The sequence below is a fragment of the Microvirga aerilata genome, from assembly GCF_016743775.1.
Lineage (GTDB): Bacteria > Pseudomonadota > Alphaproteobacteria > Rhizobiales > Beijerinckiaceae > Microvirga > Microvirga aerilata.
In genome coordinates, this window is record NZ_JAEQMY010000014.1 from 25,048 (window position 1) to 44,787 (window position 19,740).

Annotated in this window: 16 protein-coding genes; 6 read left to right on the forward strand and 10 right to left on the reverse strand. The window is 65.4% G+C overall.

Annotated features, from left to right (window positions below; all coding sequences use genetic code 11):
• Nucleotides 1-34: 34 nt before the first annotated feature.
• From JKG68_RS11880 to JKG68_RS11890, 3 genes are all read right to left on the reverse strand, one after another.
• Nucleotides 35-532, reverse strand: a complete 498-nt coding sequence (locus JKG68_RS11880) for a CAP domain-containing protein (RefSeq protein WP_202059581.1) — start codon at nucleotides 530-532, stop codon at nucleotides 35-37.
• On the reverse strand, nucleotides 529-3,111 hold the full coding sequence (locus JKG68_RS11885; RefSeq protein WP_246515362.1) for a DUF3772 domain-containing protein: 2,583 nt from the start codon (nucleotides 3,109-3,111) through the stop codon (nucleotides 529-531). The genes JKG68_RS11880 and JKG68_RS11885 overlap by 4 nt, the downstream gene beginning before the upstream one ends.
• 140 nt (nucleotides 3,112-3,251) lie before the next feature.
• On the reverse strand, nucleotides 3,252-3,542 hold the full coding sequence (locus JKG68_RS11890) for a hypothetical protein (RefSeq protein ID WP_202059583.1): 291 nt from the start codon (nucleotides 3,540-3,542) through the stop codon (nucleotides 3,252-3,254).
• Between the two features lie 328 nt (nucleotides 3,543-3,870).
• On the opposite strand from JKG68_RS11890, the gene JKG68_RS11895 reads away from it, so the two are divergent.
• Nucleotides 3,871-6,621, forward strand: coding sequence for a glycoside hydrolase family 2 protein (locus JKG68_RS11895; RefSeq protein ID WP_202059585.1), 2,751 nt, complete (start codon nucleotides 3,871-3,873; stop codon nucleotides 6,619-6,621).
• A gap of 126 nt (nucleotides 6,622-6,747) precedes the next feature.
• Here the strand turns inward: JKG68_RS11895 and JKG68_RS11900 are convergent, their stop codons facing one another.
• The 7 genes from JKG68_RS11900 to JKG68_RS11930 form a co-directional block, all read right to left on the reverse strand.
• Nucleotides 6,748-8,919: an SDR family oxidoreductase gene (locus tag JKG68_RS11900; RefSeq protein ID WP_202059587.1), complete on the reverse strand. Its 2,172-nt coding sequence runs from the start codon at nucleotides 8,917-8,919 to the stop codon at nucleotides 6,748-6,750.
• A 73-nt stretch (nucleotides 8,920-8,992) separates the two neighbouring features.
• Complete coding sequence (gene glf / locus JKG68_RS11905; protein WP_202059589.1) at nucleotides 8,993-10,147, reverse strand: UDP-galactopyranose mutase; 1,155 nt, start codon at nucleotides 10,145-10,147, stop codon at nucleotides 8,993-8,995.
• 6 nt (nucleotides 10,148-10,153) lie between these two features.
• Complete coding sequence (locus tag JKG68_RS11910) at nucleotides 10,154-11,356, reverse strand: glycosyltransferase family 1 protein (protein ID WP_246515363.1); 1,203 nt, start codon at nucleotides 11,354-11,356, stop codon at nucleotides 10,154-10,156.
• A 208-nt stretch (nucleotides 11,357-11,564) separates the two neighbouring features.
• The gene (locus tag JKG68_RS11915) at nucleotides 11,565-11,876 is read right to left on the reverse strand and encodes a polyhydroxyalkanoic acid system family protein (RefSeq protein ID WP_202059593.1); all 312 of its coding nucleotides are present in this window, start codon (nucleotides 11,874-11,876) and stop codon (nucleotides 11,565-11,567) included.
• 54 nt (nucleotides 11,877-11,930) lie between these two features.
• Entirely contained in the window at nucleotides 11,931-12,236 is a 306-nt protein-coding gene (locus JKG68_RS11920) for a hypothetical protein (protein WP_202059595.1), read from the reverse strand.
• 77 nt (nucleotides 12,237-12,313) lie between these two features.
• Complete coding sequence (locus JKG68_RS11925; RefSeq protein ID WP_202059597.1) at nucleotides 12,314-12,670, reverse strand: hypothetical protein; 357 nt, start codon at nucleotides 12,668-12,670, stop codon at nucleotides 12,314-12,316.
• A gap of 58 nt (nucleotides 12,671-12,728) precedes the next feature.
• Nucleotides 12,729-13,100, reverse strand: coding sequence for a septal ring lytic transglycosylase RlpA family protein (locus JKG68_RS11930; protein WP_202059792.1), 372 nt, complete (start codon nucleotides 13,098-13,100; stop codon nucleotides 12,729-12,731).
• Nucleotides 13,101-13,438: 338 nt separating this feature from the next.
• On the opposite strand from JKG68_RS11930, the gene crtI reads away from it, so the two are divergent.
• The 5 genes from crtI to JKG68_RS11955 all read left to right on the forward strand — a co-directional run bounded on the left by crtI (nucleotide 13,439) and on the right by JKG68_RS11955 (nucleotide 19,736).
• Nucleotides 13,439-14,992: a phytoene desaturase family protein gene (gene crtI, locus JKG68_RS11935; protein ID WP_202059599.1), complete on the forward strand. Its 1,554-nt coding sequence runs from the start codon at nucleotides 13,439-13,441 to the stop codon at nucleotides 14,990-14,992.
• A 92-nt stretch (nucleotides 14,993-15,084) separates the two neighbouring features.
• Nucleotides 15,085-16,182: an SAM-dependent methyltransferase gene (locus JKG68_RS11940; protein WP_202059600.1), complete on the forward strand. Its 1,098-nt coding sequence runs from the start codon at nucleotides 15,085-15,087 to the stop codon at nucleotides 16,180-16,182.
• A gap of 82 nt (nucleotides 16,183-16,264) precedes the next feature.
• Nucleotides 16,265-17,800, forward strand: coding sequence for a phytoene desaturase family protein (locus JKG68_RS11945; protein WP_202059612.1), 1,536 nt, complete (start codon nucleotides 16,265-16,267; stop codon nucleotides 17,798-17,800).
• Between the two features lie 95 nt (nucleotides 17,801-17,895).
• A complete protein-coding gene (locus JKG68_RS11950; protein WP_202059794.1) occupies nucleotides 17,896-18,633 on the forward strand; it encodes a lysophospholipid acyltransferase family protein in 738 nt (245 codons plus the stop codon).
• Nucleotides 18,633-19,736: a glycosyltransferase family 2 protein gene (locus JKG68_RS11955; RefSeq protein ID WP_202059796.1), complete on the forward strand. Its 1,104-nt coding sequence runs from the start codon at nucleotides 18,633-18,635 to the stop codon at nucleotides 19,734-19,736. Before JKG68_RS11950 ends, JKG68_RS11955 begins: the two co-directional genes overlap by 1 nt.
• Nucleotides 19,737-19,740: the final 4 nt, after the last annotated feature.

Genomic DNA, 19,740 nt, shown 5'->3' on the forward strand with positions numbered 1-19,740 from the left:
ATCCGGGGTTGCATGGATCGGGGCTGCCGGACAATCAGCGCTTGTCGGCCGCGACGGCAAGCGCCCAATAGACCTTGTACTTGGAGCCCGGCGCATAGGCCGTGGCGATGCCGATCCGGCCTGCCCTGGGATCGAGGAGCACGCGGTTGTGCTGCGGGCTTTCCCGCCAGCCGGAGAAGGCCTCGGCCAGGGTGTGGTAGCCGGCGGAGAGGTTCGCCGCCGGAGCCGCAAAGCCGGCTGCGGCCAAGCGGGCCTTGAAGGCTTCCGCCGAGCTTGGCTTGTCGGCCGCCGCCATGGCATCGGCCTCCGCCTGGGCCGCAGCCTGCAGCTGGGGATCGAGCGTAAGGGGTCCCAGACGGTTGTTGCCGCGATAGGCGCCGATCATGTCCCTAGCCATCGCGGCATCCACTTGCGCGTCGGCCCTGGCCATGGAGACGTAGAAGCTCGGGGTCTGGCCCTGCGTGACGGGCTTCTCGCTCTGACAGGCGGCCAAGACGAGGGCGGACAGGCTGAGAGTGATGAGACGCTTCATGCAGGCGTCTTATCCTTGAGAAGGGTTAAGATTTCGTCCTCTTTCGCCTCGGTCTTCGCGGCCTTGTCCGTCGCTTCGTCCTCGGGCTCAGGCGCTGGTGCGGCCGACGGCACGCCGATCCCGGCCTTCCGCAGCCCGCGGAAGACGTCGAAATACAGATCGCTCGAGACGCGCCCGGCCGCATCGATGTCGTCGACGAAGCAGACGAGATCGAAATCGATGGTGTTCTCGGTCACCTTCTTGAACAGGACGCGGGGGCTCGGCTCGCTCATGATCTCGCGGTGCGCCAGCGCCGCCTTGCGCATCACCTCCGCCACCTGGTCCGGATCGGACGCGCGGGGAACCGGGATCGAGACGAGCACCCGCCCGACGCGGTCGTTGCGCACGCGGTTGCGGACGATGCCGGAGATCAGGTTGGAATTCGGCACGATCAGCATCGAGCGGTCGAAGGCCTGGATCTCCGTGGAGCGCACATTGATCCGGCGCACATAGCCCTCCCCGTCGCCGACGACGACGAGGTCGCCGACGCGGATCGGCCGCTCCCAGAGCAGGATGAGCCCCGAGATGAAGTTGTTCACGATGGACTGCAGGCCGAAACCGATGCCCACCGAGAGGGCGCCGGCCACGATGGTGAGCCGCTCAAGGCTCAGGCCCAGATAGGTGAAGGCGATCACGCCCGCCGTGATGATGCCCACATAGCCTGCCGCCGTGCGGATCGAGTTGCGCAGGCCCGCATCGAGATCGGTTGCCGGCAGGAAGGTGTTGTCGAGCCAGCGCTGGATGATCCGCGTGATGGTGAAGCCTGCGGCGAACAGCAGGGCCGCGATGAGGATCGACGACAGGGAGATGGTGACGTCGCCCACGTTGAACCCGAAGAACACCGCCCGCAGGGAGCCGGTCACGTCGGTCGATTCGATGCCCCAGGGCGCCAGCACCAGCAGGAAGCCGATGACGATGAGGGCCAGCCGCGCGACCCCGCTTCCCAGAACGCCGATCTGCTCCAGGGAGCGGCGGCGCAGGCCCGTATTGGCCTGCAGGGCCGTGGCCAGCCGGCTCTGGCTGCGCAGGGAGCCGCCGATGAACTCGTCGGCGAAGGCGATGCACAGGATCAGCAAGGCGACGACGATGGAGATCCACAGGGCCTGATCGACCAGGAAGGACGCCAGCGCCACATAGCCGCCGAGCACGCTGCCGAGCACGAGGGCGACCACGAACCAGCCGAGGCTTCGCACCGGTCCGCCGATATCCACGTCCTGTGCCACGTAAGGGCCGAGGCAGGCCTCGTCCTGGGACTCCCGGGCGGCGAACCGGCGCAGGAGCTCGGCGAAAATGAGAGCCGCGGCGAGCGCGAAGACCGCGCGGGTGATCACCGTAATCGGCAGGGCGGCGGCAATCGCCTTGTTGAAGGCCTCGATCACCTTGCCGACCACCATGACGGTGGCCAGGGTGACGGAAAAGCTCATGATCCGGGTGGCCGACGCATCACGAACCGGGATGAGGCGCCAGGATGTGTGCTCCGGCGCCAGAATCGCGTCGATGAGCGCGCGCACGAAGGCGATGAAGGCCAATCCGCTCAAGGTAGCCCTGAAAACCTGCTCCAGCCGGGGCGGGACCAGATCGGCGGAGTCGAAGGCCACCCAGACGATCCAGCTTCCGGCAATGGCCGGAGCCGCGCCCAGGACGAGAACCCCGAGGGCCGCGAGCAGGCGGCTGCGCTTGAGGGGTTCGGCGATCGCCGGATCGCGCCGGACCAGGCGCGGAGCGATGGAGCGGCGGCCCACGTAAAGTGCGATCGCCACGCCGATGGCCAGCCCGAGCATGAGCAGGACGCCCAGCGTGGTGCTGCGCTGCAACTGGTCCAGGGCATCGGAGCCGATGATCCGCAGGGCACGCCACTCCCGCGGGACGGCCTGGATCACGTTCATCCAGAGGCCGGGGCTGAAGAGGCCTTCGCTCTGCTCGAACAGCGCGCGCGCAAAGCCTGCCCGCCGCAGGTCGCTGATTTGGGCGCTGAGCTGCTCGGCCTGAACGAGCAGGGCGCGCCCGAGCCGCTGGGTTTCGTCGAGCTCCGCCACGGCCGCCTCGCGCTCGGCCCGGTCCCGGGCCACGTCGGCGCTCTCCTCGGGCTGGCCGTTGGCAGGTTTCGGCCCGAGCTGGGTCAGGCGCTGCCTGCTGGCTTCCAGCCTCGGCGCCTGCTCCTCGATGACGGCGCGGATCTCCCCGATGACCGGATCGATCTGCTGCCGAAGGTTCTGCAGGTCGGCATCGGACATGGTCCGGCCCTGGATCGCGACCTCCTTCTGGTCGAGGTCGGCCTTGTAGCCGTCGAGCTTGGCTCGGGCGGCCTTCGTCTCGGCCGAGACCGAGGCGCCCGGGGCGTCCGTTGCGGCAGCAGGCGGGACAGCCTGGGGCTGGGCCTGCGGCGCGGTTTGTCTTTGGGGAGCAGGTTGAGCCTGGCTGGGCTGCGTTTGGGCAGGTTGCGTTTGGGAAGACGTCTGCGCCTGGGCCAGTCCGCCCGCCGCAACGCTCAATGCGATCATGGCCGCCCGGAGGAGCCGCCCCATTCCAACACCAGTCATTCAGTCCGCCTTATCGCAGCCCCTTGCGGTGGCTTCTTTGCGAATCATTACGGCGAAAACTCGCCGCCCTGCGGACGAAGCGCAACAAAAAAGCCGGGAGCGGCAAGGACCGTCCTCCCGGCTTTCCGATAGGGTATGCGTTACCGCTTCGGGGTTTCGTTCGCCGAAGGCTGGGCGCCGGGTGCGGGATAGGCCGGGTTTTCGGGCGCGATCCGGTTGGTGGGATTGCCGTTGGACGAGCCCGTCGTCGAGCCGGTCGTGTTCGCGCGGGCCGCATCCGTGCCCGGATCGTCGGGAGACGTGGAGCCGGCCCAGATCATGTAGCCGGACACGGCAACGGCGAGAAGGAGAAGCGAGCCGATCAGCACGCCCAGAACCGGGCGGCCGGAAGCTCCCTGCCGGGCGCGATCGTCGGGAATCAATTGAGCCATCTGTAGCCTCTTTGGAAAGCGTGGGTTGCAGGGCGAGCAACAAGGCTCGGCATTATCAGGGCAACGCCACATGTCCGGAGGGGTTCCTGCCGGATGCGCATGGCCGGCTCCTCCCTGGAGCGGGGGCCCGGACCTGGGATCAAATACAGCGCTTCGCCGTTGTTCGAAACGGGCCACTAACCACTGTCGGAAACGAGGGGCCGATGGGTCGAGCAAGCTTCAGCGGCACGTGGTGTCGCAGGTCGGGCACCTTTTCACTCTGCTCGTCTTCAGCCATGTTTTCGCCGTTTTCGAACCCCTTGGGTAACCGCTGATTCAAGGAGATGTCATGCAGGACAATCGCATCAGTCTGGATGGGACTTGGGAATTTTTGCACGTGGCCGACGATCGCCTGTCGGGCCCGGCCGAGGTTCGCCAGATCACGGTGCCAAGTCCCTGGCAGGCGCAGTTCTCGGATCTGCGGATGCGCGCAGGCATCGGCATCTACCGCAAGACCGTTCATATCGACGAGGCATGGCTGCACGACAGCGTCTGGATCCGCTTCGGGGCCGTCTTCCACAACACCAAGGTCTTCATCAACGACCACGTGATCGGCCATAACGAGGGCGGCTTCCTGCCCTTCTCCTTCGACGCGACCGCTCACCTCAAGCCCGGGGCGAACGAGATCAAGGTCCGCGTCGACTCGCCCACCGACAACCCGGCCGAGTTCCCGGACTCGCCCTTTGCCGAGATTCCCTTCGGCAAGCAGAGCTGGTACGGGCCGCTCTCGGGCATCTGGCAGTCGGTCTATCTCGAACGCCGCATCCCCGACCACATGAACCGCGTCCGCCTGGTGCCCAGCCTGGCGACGGGCCGGGTCACGTCGGGCGTGTTCTTCGCCCGCCCGCTGACGGATGCCACCCAGATCCGCATCACCGTGACGGCGCCCTCAGGCGAGGTCGTTCTCGACGAAATGCACGAGACGCAGGTGGGCGTCACGAGCATGCCGTTCGAGTTCACGGTCGGCGACGTGCAGCCCTGGTCGCCGGACCACCCCAACCTGTACCGCATCCGCCTGGAGCTCATGCGGAACGGCGCGGTGATGGACGAGATCGCCGACAATTTCGGCTTCCGCACCATCGAGACCCGGAACGGCAAGTTCTATCTCAACGGCGAGCCGCTCTACCTGCGCTCCGCCCTCGACCAGGACTACTATCCGGACACGATCTGCACGGTGCCGTCCGTGGAGTTCCTGGAGGATCAGTTCCGCAAGGCGAAGGAGCTCGGCCTGAACTGCCTGCGCTGCCACATCAAGGCGGCCGACCCGCACTACTATGAAGTGGCGGACCGGATGGGCATGCTCATCTGGACGGAGCTGCCCAACGGCGGCATGGCCACCGACCGCTCTCGCGGGCGCAAGGAAAAGCTCCTGAAGGGCATCGTCGACCGCGACGCCAACCATCCCTCGATCATCATCTGGACGATCATCAACGAGAACTGGGGCGTCGATCTCGTCAACGACGCGGACCACCGCGATTGGCTCAAGCGCACCTTCGCCTGGCTCAAGGCTTACGACCCCACACGCCTCGTGGTCGACAACTCGCCGCTCGCGCCGAGCTTCCACGTGGAGTCCGACATCGCGGATTATCACTTCTACGCCGCCTATCCCGACCACCGGGAGCAGTGGGACCAGTTCGTGGACGAGCTGTCGGGGCGCGCCTCGTGGCTCTACTCGCCCCACGGCGATGCGGTGATCACGGGCCGCGAGCCGCTGATGTGCTCCGAGTTCGGCAACTGGGGCCTGCCCTATCCGAAGGACCTGCGCGACGCCAATGGCGAGGAGCCCTGGTGGTTCGAGACCGGCCACGACTGGGGCGAGGGCGTGATGTATGCCCACGGGGTCGAGAACCGCTTCTCCGACTGGAGCCTCGACCGGGTGTTCGGCGACCTGCGCCGCTTCGTCATCGCGGCCCAGTGGCAGCAGTTCCGCGCCTTCAAGTACGAAATCGAGTCCATGCGCCGGAAGCCGAATCTCGCCGGCTACGTCATCACCGAGCTGCATGACTGCCATTGGGAATCGAACGGCCTTCTGGACATGCGCCGCAATCCGCGCGTGTTCCACGAGCTCTTCCACATCGTCAACTCGGACACCGTGATCGTGCCGAAATGGGAGCGCGCCTCCTACTGGTCCGGCGAGAAGGTTTCCCTGCAGCTGGCGGTCGCCCACGGAGCAGGACCCGTTCTGGAAGATTGCCAGTTGGAGATCACGGTCTGCGGCGAGACCCAGCAGATTCCCCTGCCCCGCATCGAGGCTCCGGAGGTGCTCGATCTGGGCAGCATCCAGCTGCAGCTGCCTGCCATGGAGGAGCCTTCGTTGCGGCGCATCAGCTTCGACGTGCGCGCCTCCGACGGACGCCTGATCGCGCATAACCACCATGACATCGCGATCCACCCCAAGCGCGGGCGGCCGGCGCATGCGCGCGAGCTGGTGTGGTCGCCGGACGAAGACATCCGCGAGCGCTTCCGGGCCTTGGGCTACACCCTCGCCCGGGCCTTCGAGGAATCGACCCTGATCGTCGCCCGGACGCACAACAAGGCCATCGCGGACCATGTGCGCGCGGGCGCCAAGCTCCTGCTTCTGCCGGAAGAGGACATGAGCCTTTATCCGTTCTTCCCGCACTGGCAGGCCGTGAAGGTTCAGGCGCGCCACGGCACCCTCTGGTCCGGCGACTGGGCCTCGTCCTTCGGCTGGCTGAGGCGCTCGGGCCACTTCGCCCGCTTCCCATCCGGGCCTCTGCTCGACGAGACCATGGACCGGGTGCTGCCGGACTTCGTGATCTCGGGCTGCAACCTGCTCGACTTCCAGGCCCGCGTCTTCGCCGGCCTCGTGGTGGGCTGGATCCACAAGCCGGTGGCCTTGGGCGTGGAACGCTCCTATGGCCGCGGACGCTTGGTGGCCTCGACCCTGCGCCTGTTCCGGGACGAGCCCATGGCCGATCCGAGCGCGACGATGCTGCTGGACGCCCTGGTGGAGCTCGCCGTCGAGTCGCGGGCGGCCCGCTTGGAAGAGGCTGTCCGGGCGGCGGAGGCAGCGGCCTGAGGCCTTCGCTTCGAACCCGCATCGAAAAGAGCGGCGCGGATCTCTCCGCGCCGCTTTTCTTTTGCTCACAAAAAACAAGGCCGGCGCGAGGCCGGCCTTGTTCCCAATGTCTGCTGCGAAAACCGTCTACTCGGCCGCCACCTTCATGGCTTCGTCCGACCAGTCGACCTCGCTGTCGCCGAAGAAGCGGTCGAGCGCGCCCTCGAGCCGCGGCATCAGGATGCCGCGCTCGGTGGATAGCGCCGTATTGAGGGAAGGCTCGTCTCCTGCCGCGGTCACGAGGCCGGGATCGTATCCTGCGCGCTCCGCCGCCATGGCGGCCAGATCGCGCCAGGAGGTCTCGCCGATATTGGCCATGTGCCAGATGCCCGTGCCGCCGTCGATCAGAAGATCGAGGGAGGTATTCACGAGATCGGGCACATAGGTGGGAGATACCAGGTCGACGCTGGCCTCGACGCCATCGCCCCTGCTCAGGGTGTTGAGAATGGACCAGACGAAGTTGTAGCGGTCCCAGGGGCCGAAGAACGCGCTCGTGCGAAGGACCAGGGCCTGCTCGTGCGCCGCCAGAACCCGACGCTCGGCCTCGGCCTTGCTCTCACCGTAGACGGTGGTCGGATTGACCGCGTCGCTCTCCACATAAGGCCGGTCGAGGCGCCCGTCGAAGACGAGATCGGACGAGAAGGTGACGAGCGGAATGCCCAGATCCGCACAGGCCTTGGCCAAGACCTCGGCGCCCAGAGCATTCTCCCGGAAGCAGGCCTCCGCGTCGTCTTCGGCCTCCGCCACGCGCACATAGCCTGCCGTGTTGATCACGGCCCAGGGCCTGTGACAGTCGAGAGCCTTGGCGACGCTTTTCGGATCCGCGATATCCATGTCGCGGCGCGAGAGCAGGACGTGATTGAGGCCGCGGAAATCGCAGAGACGCGAATAGGCCCGCCCCAAGGTACCGGTTGCACCCGTGATCAGAAGCTGGCGCGGCTCGTCGGCGAGCCAGCAGGACCGCGACTGCTTCGATGGACGCTTGTAGAAGCGGATGTCGCGCTTCCACCAGCCGGCACGGTCGAGAACCGGATGGTCGTAGGTGCCTGTCTTGGCAAGCGACTCGGCCGCATGGGCCAGGGCCGTCCGCCGCGGCACGGATGTTCGCACATCGAAGGGACCCGGCTCGTAGAAGCCGTTGCGGCGGGTCAGAAGGCTGTTCCAGTCCACGGCGCCGTAAAGCGACCAGACGGTGACGGCACGGATGTCGGCACCTTCGTCACGAAGCGCGTTGACGTCGTTCCACACCTCCATGAGCCAGCGGAGCTGATCGTCGCGGGTGCTGCCATGGTGGGCTTCCGTGACGGCGATGGGGCGCTTGTAACGCTCCCAAACCTCGCGCAGCCGCGCAGCCGGTCCGAGATCCGCCGCCGGAAGCGGCATGCGGACCGCTTCCGCGTCGGCGTATTGGTGCTTGCCGTTGCCGCCCCAATGGTGCTCGGGGTAGCGCGTCATGCGCTCGTCGAGATAGCGCTCGCTTGTCAGGTAATGATTGATGCCGATGATGTCCGGCGCGGCATCGGCCTCGAGGAGGAGCTCGAGATCGGCTTCACTCACGCCGCTCTCGATGAACTTGTTCCACCAGGGATGATCGCGGTCGACCATGCCGCACAGGAGATCGAAGCTCAGGAAACGGCGCTGGTTCTCGTGCTCGGCCTGATACGCCAATGCGGGCGTCGAGAAGGTCTTGCCCATGTCGTCCGTCTGCACGAGCTGCGCATCCGGACGCACCTTGCGGATGGCCCGCATGGACAGAACGGTCGCCTTGCACTCGTTCACCAGGATCTTGAGAAAGGTCTCCAGGCTCGTGCCGTGCGGATACCAATGGCCGTAGAGCCCGGAGAACCGCGCGGTGGTGAGCGGCTCGTTGACGGGCGTGTAAAGATCGAGATGCGGATAGCGCTCGGCCACATTCGCTGCATGACGGGCCAGCAGCTCGGGCCAGGCCGGATCGAGCATGTGCGTGTAGCGCGGGCCGCTGCCGTGGTGGCACAGGCCCGCGATGGCTCGGATATCGAGTTCCTGCAGGCGCTTCAGGCGGGTGTCGTGCCAGGAGAAGTCCGTGCGGTCCGGGCTCTCGGGAGAGATCTTCTCCCAGAGCACCGGGTGACGCAGCGTGCGGATGCCGAGTTCGGCGATACGATCAAGATCCTCGATACGATCCTGATGACCGGTCTCCAGGCTTTGGTCGCGGTAGTCGTCGCCAACTCTTGCGACAGTACATTCCAGACCGCCCCAAAGCTCTAGTGATCGTTTCATCATCCAACTCCGAGCTAATTCACTAAGCGTTCGACAACTATTCTTAGCGCGGATAGTTCGATGTCTTTTTCCATTAAGAGACGAGGCCTGCCGAGGACGACATGACTTTGACCGTGGATGTGTCCGCCCCGACCGGCAGGGACTCGTTGATGCGCCGGAAGGTGGCGAGCGCCTGACCGACGATCTGGTCCATGTTGTAGTAGCGGTAGGTTGCAAGGCGCCCCACGAACCAGACGTCGGGCGTGGCAAGCGCCAGGCGCTCGTACTTCTTGAACAGCTCCTGATTTTCCGCCTTCGGGATCGGGTAGTAGGGGTCGCCCTCCGCCGACGGGTACTCATAGGTGAGCGCCGTCTTGGCGTGCTCCTGACCTGTCAGGTGCTTGTACTCGGTCACGCGGGTGTAGTCGTTGGTCTGCGGGAAGTTCACCACGCCGACCGGCTGGTGCCAGGTCTTGTCGAGCGTCACGTGCTCGAAGCGCAGGGAGCGGTAAGGCAGCTTGCCGAACTGGAAGTTGAAGTACTCGTCGATGGGTCCCGTATAGATGACGCGGCGATGCGGGACGACGTTCTTCACGTCCTCGTAGTCGGTCTGCGTCATCACATGGATGTTGGGATGGCTGACCATCTTCTCGAACATCCGGGTGTAGCCGTGCTTCGGCATGAACTGGAACTCGTCCGCGAAGTAGCGGTCGTCCCGGTTCGTGCGGGTCGGCACGCGCGAGGTCACCGACTTGTCGAGCTCCGATGGATCGAGGCCCCATTGCTTGCGGGTATAGCCGCGGAAGAACTTCTCGTAGAGCTCGCGTCCGACGACGGAGACCACCACGTCCTCGGAGGTCTTGATCTCCCCGATCTTCTCGGCGCGCTCGGCAAACCAGTCCTGCAGCTGCTCGGAGGTGAGGTTCAGGCCATAGAGCTTGTTCACCGTATCGAGGTTGATCGGGATCGGCACCTGCATGCCGTCCACTTCGGCGAGCACCCGGTGCTCGTAGAAGCGCCACTCCGTGAAGCGGGAAAGGTGATCGAAGATCTGCTTCGAATTGGTGTGGAAGATATGCGGCCCGTACTGGTGAATCAGCAGGCCGTCATCGTCGTAGCGGTCATAGGCGTTGCCGCCGACATGGTTGCGGCGGTCGATGAGAAGCACGCGCTCGTTGCGCTCGGTTGCAAGACGTTCCGCCAGAACACTGCCTGCAAAGCCGGCGCCGACAATCAGCCAATCGTACATTCTCAATCACTCCGCAGGCGTGGTGGCATAAATCGAAAGGGAAGACGCGGGACGGTCCGCCGTTGCATCGCCCGTGGCATCCAGCATCAGCTTGTGCATGGCGCCCCAGGTCTTGTCCCAGGAACCGGCGGCAAGGTGGCGGTCGACCTTTGCGAGCCAGGCCTCCTTGGGCCGGGCCAGAATGGTCTCGACCTTCGCGACAACCTCTTTGGCGTCCTTGGCGATCTCGACCAGGCCCTTCTCGCCGTAAGGCCGGACCACGTCGGTGATGGCCGTCGAGACGACCGGCACGCCGGCTGCCAGGAATTCAGGGGTTTTCGTGGGGCTGATGAACTTCGTCGCCTCGTTGAGGGCGAAGTTCATGAAGCCCACGTCCCAGCCGGCAAGGTAATGCGGCAGCTCGTTGTAGGACTTTCCGCCGAGCCAGTGGATGTTCGGCGCCTGCGGGAGAGAAGCGGGGTCGATCTTCACCACCGGGCCGATCATCACGAACTGCCAGTCGGGGCGCAAGCCGGCGACCTGAGCCAGCAGGTCGATGTCCATGCGCTCGTCGACGACGCCGAAGAAGCCGAGGCGAACGTGAGGGATATGCGCCTGATCCTCGGGATCCTTGTCGATGGAGCGCGCCTGGGAGAAATGATTGAAGTCGATGGAGGACGGGAAGCCGTGAACGCTGCGGTGGCGGTGGCGCTTGGCCTCGTAAAGGCTCATGCCGCCCGTGAAGACCAGATCGCAGCGGGCGAACAGTGCGCTTTCAAGGTCGAGCAGCTCCTGCGAGGCGCCGCGGAAAAGCGAGAGCTCGTCCATGTTGTCGTAGATGCACAGATCGCACTCGAGATCGCTCGTGAAGGCCATCGCCATCGGCGTGTAGTACCAGAACACGCGCGATCCCGTGGACTCGCGCCCGATCAGCTCCTCGATGAGATCGTGCTGCTCGGCAAGAACATCCTCATGGGACAGGCCCTCGGGCAGAACCGGCACAGCGATGGTCACGCCCTGCGGCCGGTCGCTCAGATCCATATGCGGCTTCACACCCGGCTTGAACAACGGCTCTTCGATGATCAGCACGTTGTAGTGCTTGACGGCTCGGCTGAGGAGGTGCTGCGGGCGCTGCCAGACGAAGTCCCAACGCAGATGGGAAAAGCAGACAAGGAGAGGCTTTTCTGAACCGGCCTGAATAGGCGTACGAAGGGCATGGGACTGCGTCATCAAACGCTCATGCATAGCGCGATCCTCAAAAACAGCTGTGTTGTCACGATCGGACGGAAGAACACGGTCCGGGGCGAATAAAGCGATGACTTTAGTGAAGCGCACCGGCGAAGGGTCGCGGTCGCAATCGATTACCTAACGCAGACGGAGCAGTTTGGTTCCATTTGCGTTCATATTCGTGAACGGTTATTCATGACTATAGCTCGCATCACTTCTTCTCCAGAAGCAGCGTGCCTTGCTTTTGGATGAAGGTCTTTGCCTTCTCGGCGATCATGGCAAGAATCCAGGGCAACTGAACTTCAACACGCACCTGCTCTTCCATGACCTCGAGATGGCCGTTGACGGTCTGCCCCATGGCGCCGACGCGAAAATCCATGCGGTCCCCGCGCCAGGTTTCGTTGATGGACGCCACCTTGTCCCCGAACTGCGATTTCACGCTCGACATGCCGCCCTGCAGCCGCCGCGTCGCTTCGGCCTTGCCGAGATTGTGGGGAATTGAAACGATAAGGGGCTTGGCCATCGTAATGCTCCGCTCTGCAACAACAAGCGAAGCAGTGCAGGTCCGGTTCCGCCGTCACAGCATTTCCACGCGGATCGCGCGGATCACGATGGTCTCCTGATCGAAGCGGCGTTCCAGGTCCGCGCGATAGCGCTCCCACCAGGGATGATCGAGCTCGCGCGTCATCACCTCGAACACGACGATGTCGTCATGAGCCGTGTGGCCGCCCTCTTTCCAGACGCCTTCGGCCGGCGCGCGCGTAAAGCCGGTGATGCCGCCGAAACGCTCGGACAGCTCCGTTCGAACACGCCCGAAGGCCGCGCCGTCGAAGCGGCGGCCCGCATTGTCGGCAAGCGGCAGGAGAATCTGAACCAGGTGCATCGCCATTCCCTTGGAAACGCCATTGGCTGGCGCAGGAAATAGTTCAGGCGATGAGAAAGGCGAGTCCTACGGGCTCGTTAGGCCTGCAGGACGGCAAAGAGATCCCGGTCCGACTCGGGCAAGCCGTCATCGATGCGGTAGCGGCCGGACGGCTTCGAGACGCGCCATGGGCGGGCGGTGCAGCCATGGATCGCCTCGGACGGACGCAGCCGGCGGGCGGAACCATCGGCCTGCACCTCGTCGATGACCACGAAGCCGAAGATGTTCAGCCGCGTCGCCATAGCCTTGGTGGTCCGGTCTCCCGCCTCGATCGGCAGAGAGCCCGCGGCATAAACCGCATCCATGAGGCCCCGCTGATCGCGGCGGGGATTGGCCGACTGGCGCGCGCCCGGAAAGCGGACCACGTTCGTCGGATGAGACGATCTCGATTCCATGTAAGCAACCCTTGGTCCCGAATCGGGCCAAGAATCGCCGGAAGGGATTAAGAAGCGCCTAATCGAGCCGATGCAGGGACACGTAGCCCGTACCCGCGGATGTGAGCCCCAGAGCCTGCGCCGGTCCTTTGGCGAGATCGATGATGCGCCGATGGGCGAAGGGGCCGCGGTCGTTCACGCGAACAACCACCGAGCGGCCGTTGTTTTCGTTGACGACCTTCAGCCTCGTGCCGAACGGCAGGGAGCGGTGGGCTGCGGTCATGTCGTAGGAGTTGAACCGCTCCCCGCTGGCCGTTTTCCTGCCGTGAAAACCCGGTCCGTACCAGGAGGCGGTGCCGCGCTGAAAGGCCCTTCCCGTTTCGATATTCGCCTGGGAGATGGATCCCGTCACCGTAGGGTCGTTGGAAGCGGTCGTGTTGCACGCCGCCATGAATAGAAGTGGCACCACCGCGGATGCTCGGGTGAGGATATTCTTCAAGGTCATATTCCCCTTCCGTTTTGATTGGAAGTGAAGCTGATCTTTAAAAAGGCAAGAATAAGGCGTTACGGTTTTTTATGCCCCGGATAATCCTTTTGAGTCATGCGGCTATTGGCAATATTAGCCTCACCGGGATGAACGCCTTGAGGATATAGCCTGAATAATGTTTCCTTTTCCTAGCAATATCATCGAATACTGAGAATATTTTTTGGCCGCCGCCTCTACCCATCGGGCCGGGCTGATCTAGGTGAATCAGCCGTCGTCCCACGACGGTTGAGGGCTGCCGGTCCATGCTGAATTCTTCCCCATCGCCGCGTGTTGCCGTGATCGGCGCAGGCCCAGGGGGGCTTGCATCGGCCATGCTGCTGGCCCGTGAGGGCGTTCCCGTCACGGTGTTCGAGCGGGAGCCGGCTGTTGGCGGCCGCACCCGCACCATCCATGCACCGGGCGGCTACAAGTTCGACATCGGCCCGACGTTTTTTCTCTACCCCCGGGTTCTGAAGGACATCTTCGAGGCCTGCGGCGAGCGGCTGGAGGATCACGTCGAGCTCAAGCGCCTCGATCCGCAATACCATCTCATATTCGAAGGCGGCGGCGCCATCCGCGCCACCTACGATCTGGAACGCCTCGAGCAGGAGATCGCCCGCTTGGCGCCGGCCGATGCGCGCAACGTGCGCCGGTTCCTCGACGACAACCGGGAGAAGCTCGAGGCCTTTCGGCCCGTGCTGGAGCAGGCTTTCTCAAGTCCCGCCGACCTGTTCTCGCCAGGGATGCTGGCCGCCCTGCCGAAGCTGCGGCCGTTCTCCAGCGTCGACAGCGATCTCAAGCGCTATTTCGCCGATCCGCGCGTGCGCCTGGCCTTCTCGTTCCAGACGAAATATCTCGGCATGTCGCCGTTCCAGTGCCCGAGCCTGTTCACCATCCTGTCGTTTCTGGAATACGAGCACGGCGTCTTCCATCCCATGGGCGGCTGCGGCGCGGTCTCCGAGGCCATGGCGAAGGTCGCCCGCAAGATGGGCGTCGACATTCGGCTGAATACGCCGGTGGACCGCATCGTCTATGAGCAGGGCGAGGCTGTTGGAATCGAGGCGGCCGGAGAGCGGTTCGCGGCCGGCTCCGTCGTGGTGAACGGCGACTTCGGCCATGCCATGCGCCGGCTCGTGCCGGAGGCCATGCGCCCGCGCTGGAAGAACAAGAAGCTCGATCGGGCCAAACTCTCCTGCTCGACCTTCATGCTCTATCTCGGCATCGAGGGCGATGTGGGCGATCTGGCCCATCACACGATTCTCCTGTCGAAGGATTACGAGCGCAACATCCATGAGATCACGAACGGCATCCTTCCCGAGGAGCCGTCGATCTACGTGCACCATGCGGGCGCGTCCGATCCTTCCCTCGCGCCCAAGGGACATACGAGCCTTTACGTGCTCGTGCCCGTGCCGAACTTGCGCTGCAACGTCGACTGGGCCCGCGAGGCTCCGCGCTATCGCAGGATCGCCCTGGAGCGCTTGAAGCTGCTCGGGCTTACCGACATCGAGAGCCGCATCCGCTTCGAGCGGGTCGTGACGCCGAACGGCTGGCAGGACGATTTCGCCGTCTTCGAGGGCGCCACATTCAACCTCGCGCACAACCTGACGCAGATGCTCTATTTCCGGCCGCACAACCGGTTCGGCCGCAACGTGTATCTGGTCGGCGGCGGCACGCATCCCGGCAGCGGCCTGCCGGTGATCTACGAGGGCGCGCGCATCACGGCGCGGCTTCTCCTGGAGGACCGGGCGCGTCGCCGGGTCGGACGGGACGAGGAGCCGGCGCCTGCCATTGCGGCAACCGGCGAAGCGGCATTGTAAGGGAGCAAACCGTGAGACGCGCCGGAATGACCGGAGTTCTTCCAGCCGTCGCGCCCGCCCAAGCGACAACCCGCACGATCCGGTAGGCGGCCATGTGGTGGCGCGCCTATGCCCTCCTGTCACACGGCGGAGACCGCATCGGGCTGGGCTCCCTCCGGTGGGGCTCCTGGCGGCCGCTCCGTGGCCGCGCCCCCTGTCGAAAAGCCGACGATGTCCTGAGGGCGCTCGAGGAAGCCGACACCGCGATCTGGACGGCGAGCGCCTTGGCGGCCTGTGCCGAGAGCGGCCTGCTCACCCGCCTCGGACAGCCGGCGGCGCCGGAAGCCTTGGCCAGGGACCTGTCCCTGCCGCCGGCCCTCGTGCGAAGCCTGCTCGACGTGCTTGCAGGCTTCGGCTTCGTGGTGTGGGAACAGGAACGGGCGATGGCCGCACCGGCCCTGCTGCCCTTCACGTCCCCTGAAGGCGCCGCAACCTTCCGGGCGGCCCTGCGCGCTCCCCTTCTTCAAACCGATGACTTCCGGCGCAGGCTCGCCGACGGCACCCTCGCGCTCGACGGTTGGTCCCATACGGATGAAGCCGTCATCGAGGCTCAAGGCGCCTTGACGCGGCTTTGGACCACGAAGGCGCTTCCGAAGCTGAAATTCCTGCCGGGTCTCGTGGCGCGCCTGGAAAGTCCAGGGGCAGCGCTCCTCGATGTCGGGGCCGGAGCCGCAGGCCTGTCGATCGCGCTTTGCGAAAGCTTTCCCCATCTGAGGGCCGCGGCGCTCGAGCCCGCCCCTCATCCGGCCGCCATCGGTGAGCGGCATGTGCGGGAGGCCGGTCTGACGGACCGCATCGTCATTCGCCGTGAACGGGTCGAGGACCTGGAGGACACGGGCGCCTTCGATCTCGCCTTCCTGCCTCAGATGTTCCTGCCCGACGCGATCATCCAGGATGCGACCGAGCGGATCTTTCGCGCCTTGCGGCCCGGCGGCTGGCTTTTGGTCGCCGCTCTCGCCCAGGAGGGGCCTGGGACCGCGCCTGCGGTCAACCGCCTGAAGAACCTCCTGTGGGGAGGCAACACACGCGGCATCGACCATATGCGGCCACGCTTGATCGATGCCGGCTTCGCCCCGGTGATCCGCGCTCCCGGAGGCCGTTCGCTGCGCATGATCTGCGCCCGCCGCCCAAACCTGCGTGAACTGCCTTGAAGTGGAGGATGGGCTTCCTAGAACCAAGACGACTGGACATGCGCCCCATGAACGATAGGCTCGTGCCCCGCGGGAGGACTTCGTGAGCGCTCAAGGAACTTCGGTCGCCGTCATCGGCGGAGGACTGGGCGGGCTGGCTGCAGCCTGCGTCGCGGCGGCCCGCGGCCACAAGGTTACGCTTTATGACAAGAACGCCTGGATCGGCGGCAAGGCGGCGGTGCTGCACGAGGACGGCTTTCGCTTCGACATGGGGCCGACGATCCTCACCGTCCCGCGCGTGCTGGAGCGCATCTTCGCGGAGGCCGGACGCAACCTCTCGGATTATGTGGACCTCGTGCGGCTCGATCCGCAATGGCGCTGCTTCTTCGATGACGGCACGCAGATCGACCTGGAGGAGAACATCGACTCCATGGCGCAGGTCATGGACCGCTTCGCGCCCGGCAAGGGTGCGGGCGACGGCTACAAGCGCTTTCAGGAGATCTCTTCCCGTCTCCACGACATCTCGAACCGCTTCTTCTTCTGGAAGCCGGTGGAGGATCTGTTCGACACCATCAACATCCGCGCCAACATGAATCCCGCAACCTTGCGGGATGTCCTGTCCCTGCGCATGGGTTCCTCGGTGGCCGGCACCATCCGCTCGAAGGTGAAGGACGAGCGCCTGGCCCAGATGCTCGACCACTTCACGCAGTATGTCGGCTCCTCGCCCTATGGCTCCCCCGCCGTGCTGTGCGCCATCGCCCACATGCAGGCGGCCGACGGCGTGTGGTATCCCATGGGCGGCACCCGGGCCGTGGCGGAGGCCCTGGCGAAGCTCGCGACGGAACTTGGGACGACCTTCAAGACCGAAAGCGACGTGGCCTCGCTCAATATCGAGAACGGTGCGGTAACGGGCCTCGTGCTGGCCAACGGCGACGTGGCGCAGTACGACAGCGTCATCTCGAACATGGACTCGATCCGCACCTATCGCGAACTCGTCGGCGGCGAGGTGGGCGAGCATTACGCCCGGAAGGATTTCGAGCCCGCCTGCTCCGGGGTGGTGCTCTATCTGGGCCTTAAGAAGCGCTACGATCACATCCTCCACCACGACTTCGTGTTCTCGCGCGATCCGGAGGTGGAGTTCGACTACATCTACCGCCGGGGCGAGCCTGCGCCCGATCCCACCTGCTATCTGGCCGCCCCGGCCGCCACGGACCCGAGCGTCGCGCCGGAAGGCGGCGAGGCGCTCTACGTTCTCGTGCACACGCCGTATCTTCGCCCGCACCACGACTGGTCGCAGATGTTCCCGGCCTACCGCCAGGTCATTCTCGACAAGCTGAAACGCACGGCCGGCATGAGCGACATCGAGGAGCGCATCGTCGTCGAACGCCATCTCACGCCGCAGGACATTCACGACCGCTACAAGGTGCTCAACGGCGCGATCTACGGGCTTGCAAGCCACGGCAAGTTCATGGGCGCGTTCAAGCCGGGCAACCGCAGCCGGCAGGTGCGCGGCCTGTACCTTGCAGGCGGCGCGGCTCATCCCGGCCCCGGCATGCCGATGGTCATGATGTCGGGCTGGATCGCAGCCGACGCGCTCGATGCGGATCACAAGGCCGAGAATCTACGGAACGTGTCTTGAATCAGGAAGCGGATCAGGCAGCCACGGAGCGCTCCCCCTCCCAGGACGCGGGAGCCTCTCCCGTCGCGCGCCGCTCCGCCCTGCTTCACCGCTTCATGGTCTCCACCTTCCGGCGCTATCTCACCCGGCACATGAACGCGCTGCGGGTCGCGCAGTGGGGCATGCCCGCTGCGCCTCCCGGCGGTCCCGTCATCGTTTATTCCAATCATCCCGCCTGGTGGGATGCGGCCGTCTATATCGTCGCGGCCGACCGGTTCTTTCCGGCCTATGAGAGCTATGCTCCCATCGATGCCGAGATGCTGAAGCAATACGGCATCTTCGGCCGCATCGGCGCCTTCGGCGTCGACCTCCACACCCCGCGCGGCGCGGCGAATTTCCTGAAGACCAGCCGGGAGATCCTCGCCTCGCCCCGTCGCTCCCTCTGGATCACCGCGCAGGGACGCTTCAGCGACGTGCGCGAGCGGCCGCTGGGGCTGAAGCCCGGTGTGGCCCGCCTGATCGAGCTGGCGCCGGATTGCACGGTTCTGCCGCTTGCCATCGAGTACGGCTTCTGGCTGGAGCGGGGCGCGGAGGCGTTCATGGCCTTCGGGGCTCCCATGCAGGGTCGCGATCTTCTGGCCCTTGCGCGCCCTGCCCGCCTGGAGCACCTGGAGGCAGACCTCACCCGAACCCTCGACCGCCTGAGCGCCGACGTGCAGAGCCGCGATCCGGACCGGTTCCGCGCCGTGCTCGAGGGTCGCGCCGGGATCGGCGGGGTCTACGATGGTTGGCGCAGGCTGTCGGCCGCCCTGCGCGGGCGCACCTTCGACCCCTCGCATGAGGGGCACGCATGATGGTGATCCTCGGCCTCATCCTGCTGGCGCTGGCGGCGCTTCCCGCGGTGCTGGTCGTCATGAACCTGAACATCCTGCGCGCGACGCCGCGGCATCTCCCGCAAGGCGACGTTCTCGTCTCGGTTCTCATCCCCGCCCGGAACGAGGCGGCGAATATCGGCCCCGCGCTCGATGCGGCCCTGAAAAGCATGGGCGTGCCCGTCGAGATCCTGGTGATGGACGACGGCTCGACGGACGAGACGCCGGAGATCGTGCGCGCCTATGCGGCCCGCGACGCGCGGGTGCGCCTTCTCACCGCCCCGCCCCTGCAAGAGGGATGGACCGGCAAGGTCCATGCCTGCCACCACCTGGCCGAGGCGGCGCGCGGCACGCACCTCCTGTTCGTGGATGCAGACGTGAGGCTTGAACCCCATGCGGCAGCCTTGCTCGCGGGCCACGCGCAGGCAACCGATGCCGGTCTCGTGAGCGCCGTCCCGCGCCAGATCATGCGCTCGCCCGGCGAGTTGCTCACCGTGCCCACGATCAACCTGCTGCTTCTCGGCTACCTGCCCATGGGTTTCATGCGCCTGTCCCGCGATCCGGGACTGGGCGCCGCCTGCGGTCAGCTCATGCTCGTGGAGCGCGAGGCCTATCGCCTGAGCGGAGGCCACGCGGCGATCCATTCGCGCATTCACGACGGCATTCAGCTGGCGCGGCTCTTCCGCCGCAAGGGGCTCATGACGGATCTCGTGCCCGGCGAGCGGCTGGCCTCGTGCCGGATGTATGCGGGCTTCCGGGAGGCGTGGATCGGCTTTGCCAAGAACGCCCATGAGGGCATGGCGACGCCGGTGGCCCTGCCCGTCTGGACGATCCTGCTTTTGGGCGGGCACGTCCTCCCGTTCGCCCTCCTGCCGCTTTGGCCCGCATGGCCCATCGCCCTTGCGGCGTTTCTGTCGCTTTCGTCCCGCGCCGTGGTCACCGTCGTGACGCGCGAGAATCCCTGGTCCATTCCCTTGCATCCCTTCACCACCCTCGTGGGACTTGCCATCCAATGGAGCGTTCTCCTGCGGATCGGCAGGGCCCGCCGTGCCGGATGGAAAGGGAGGCTTTATCCCGTAGGGTGACGCA

Bases quoted from the DNA above. Each gene is read 5' to 3' on its own strand.
- JKG68_RS11880 (WP_202059581.1), bottom strand. From the start codon at position 532: ATGAAGCGTCTCATCACTCTCAGCCTGTCCGCCCTCGTCTTGGCCGCC.
- JKG68_RS11885 (WP_246515362.1), bottom strand. From the start codon at position 3,111: ATGACTGGTGTTGGAATGGGGCGGCTCCTCCGGGCGGCCATGATCGCA.
- JKG68_RS11890 (WP_202059583.1), bottom strand. From the start codon at position 3,542: ATGGCTCAATTGATTCCCGACGATCGCGCCCGGCAGGGAGCTTCCGGC.
- JKG68_RS11895 (WP_202059585.1), top strand. From the start codon at position 3,871: ATGCAGGACAATCGCATCAGTCTGGATGGGACTTGGGAATTTTTGCAC.
- JKG68_RS11900 (WP_202059587.1), bottom strand. From the start codon at position 8,919: ATGAAACGATCACTAGAGCTTTGGGGCGGTCTGGAATGTACTGTCGCA.
- glf (WP_202059589.1), bottom strand. From the start codon at position 10,147: ATGTACGATTGGCTGATTGTCGGCGCCGGCTTTGCAGGCAGTGTTCTG.
- JKG68_RS11910 (WP_246515363.1), bottom strand. From the start codon at position 11,356: ATGACGCAGTCCCATGCCCTTCGTACGCCTATTCAGGCCGGTTCAGAA.
- JKG68_RS11915 (WP_202059593.1), bottom strand. From the start codon at position 11,876: ATGGCCAAGCCCCTTATCGTTTCAATTCCCCACAATCTCGGCAAGGCC.
- JKG68_RS11920 (WP_202059595.1), bottom strand. From the start codon at position 12,236: ATGCACCTGGTTCAGATTCTCCTGCCGCTTGCCGACAATGCGGGCCGC.
- JKG68_RS11925 (WP_202059597.1), bottom strand. From the start codon at position 12,670: ATGGAATCGAGATCGTCTCATCCGACGAACGTGGTCCGCTTTCCGGGC.
- JKG68_RS11930 (WP_202059792.1), bottom strand. From the start codon at position 13,100: ATGGCGGCGTGCAACACGACCGCTTCCAACGACCCTACGGTGACGGGA.
- crtI (WP_202059599.1), top strand. From the start codon at position 13,439: ATGCTGAATTCTTCCCCATCGCCGCGTGTTGCCGTGATCGGCGCAGGC.
- JKG68_RS11940 (WP_202059600.1), top strand. From the start codon at position 15,085: ATGTGGTGGCGCGCCTATGCCCTCCTGTCACACGGCGGAGACCGCATC.
- JKG68_RS11950 (WP_202059794.1), top strand. From the start codon at position 17,896: ATGGTCTCCACCTTCCGGCGCTATCTCACCCGGCACATGAACGCGCTG.
- JKG68_RS11955 (WP_202059796.1), top strand. From the start codon at position 18,633: ATGGTGATCCTCGGCCTCATCCTGCTGGCGCTGGCGGCGCTTCCCGCG.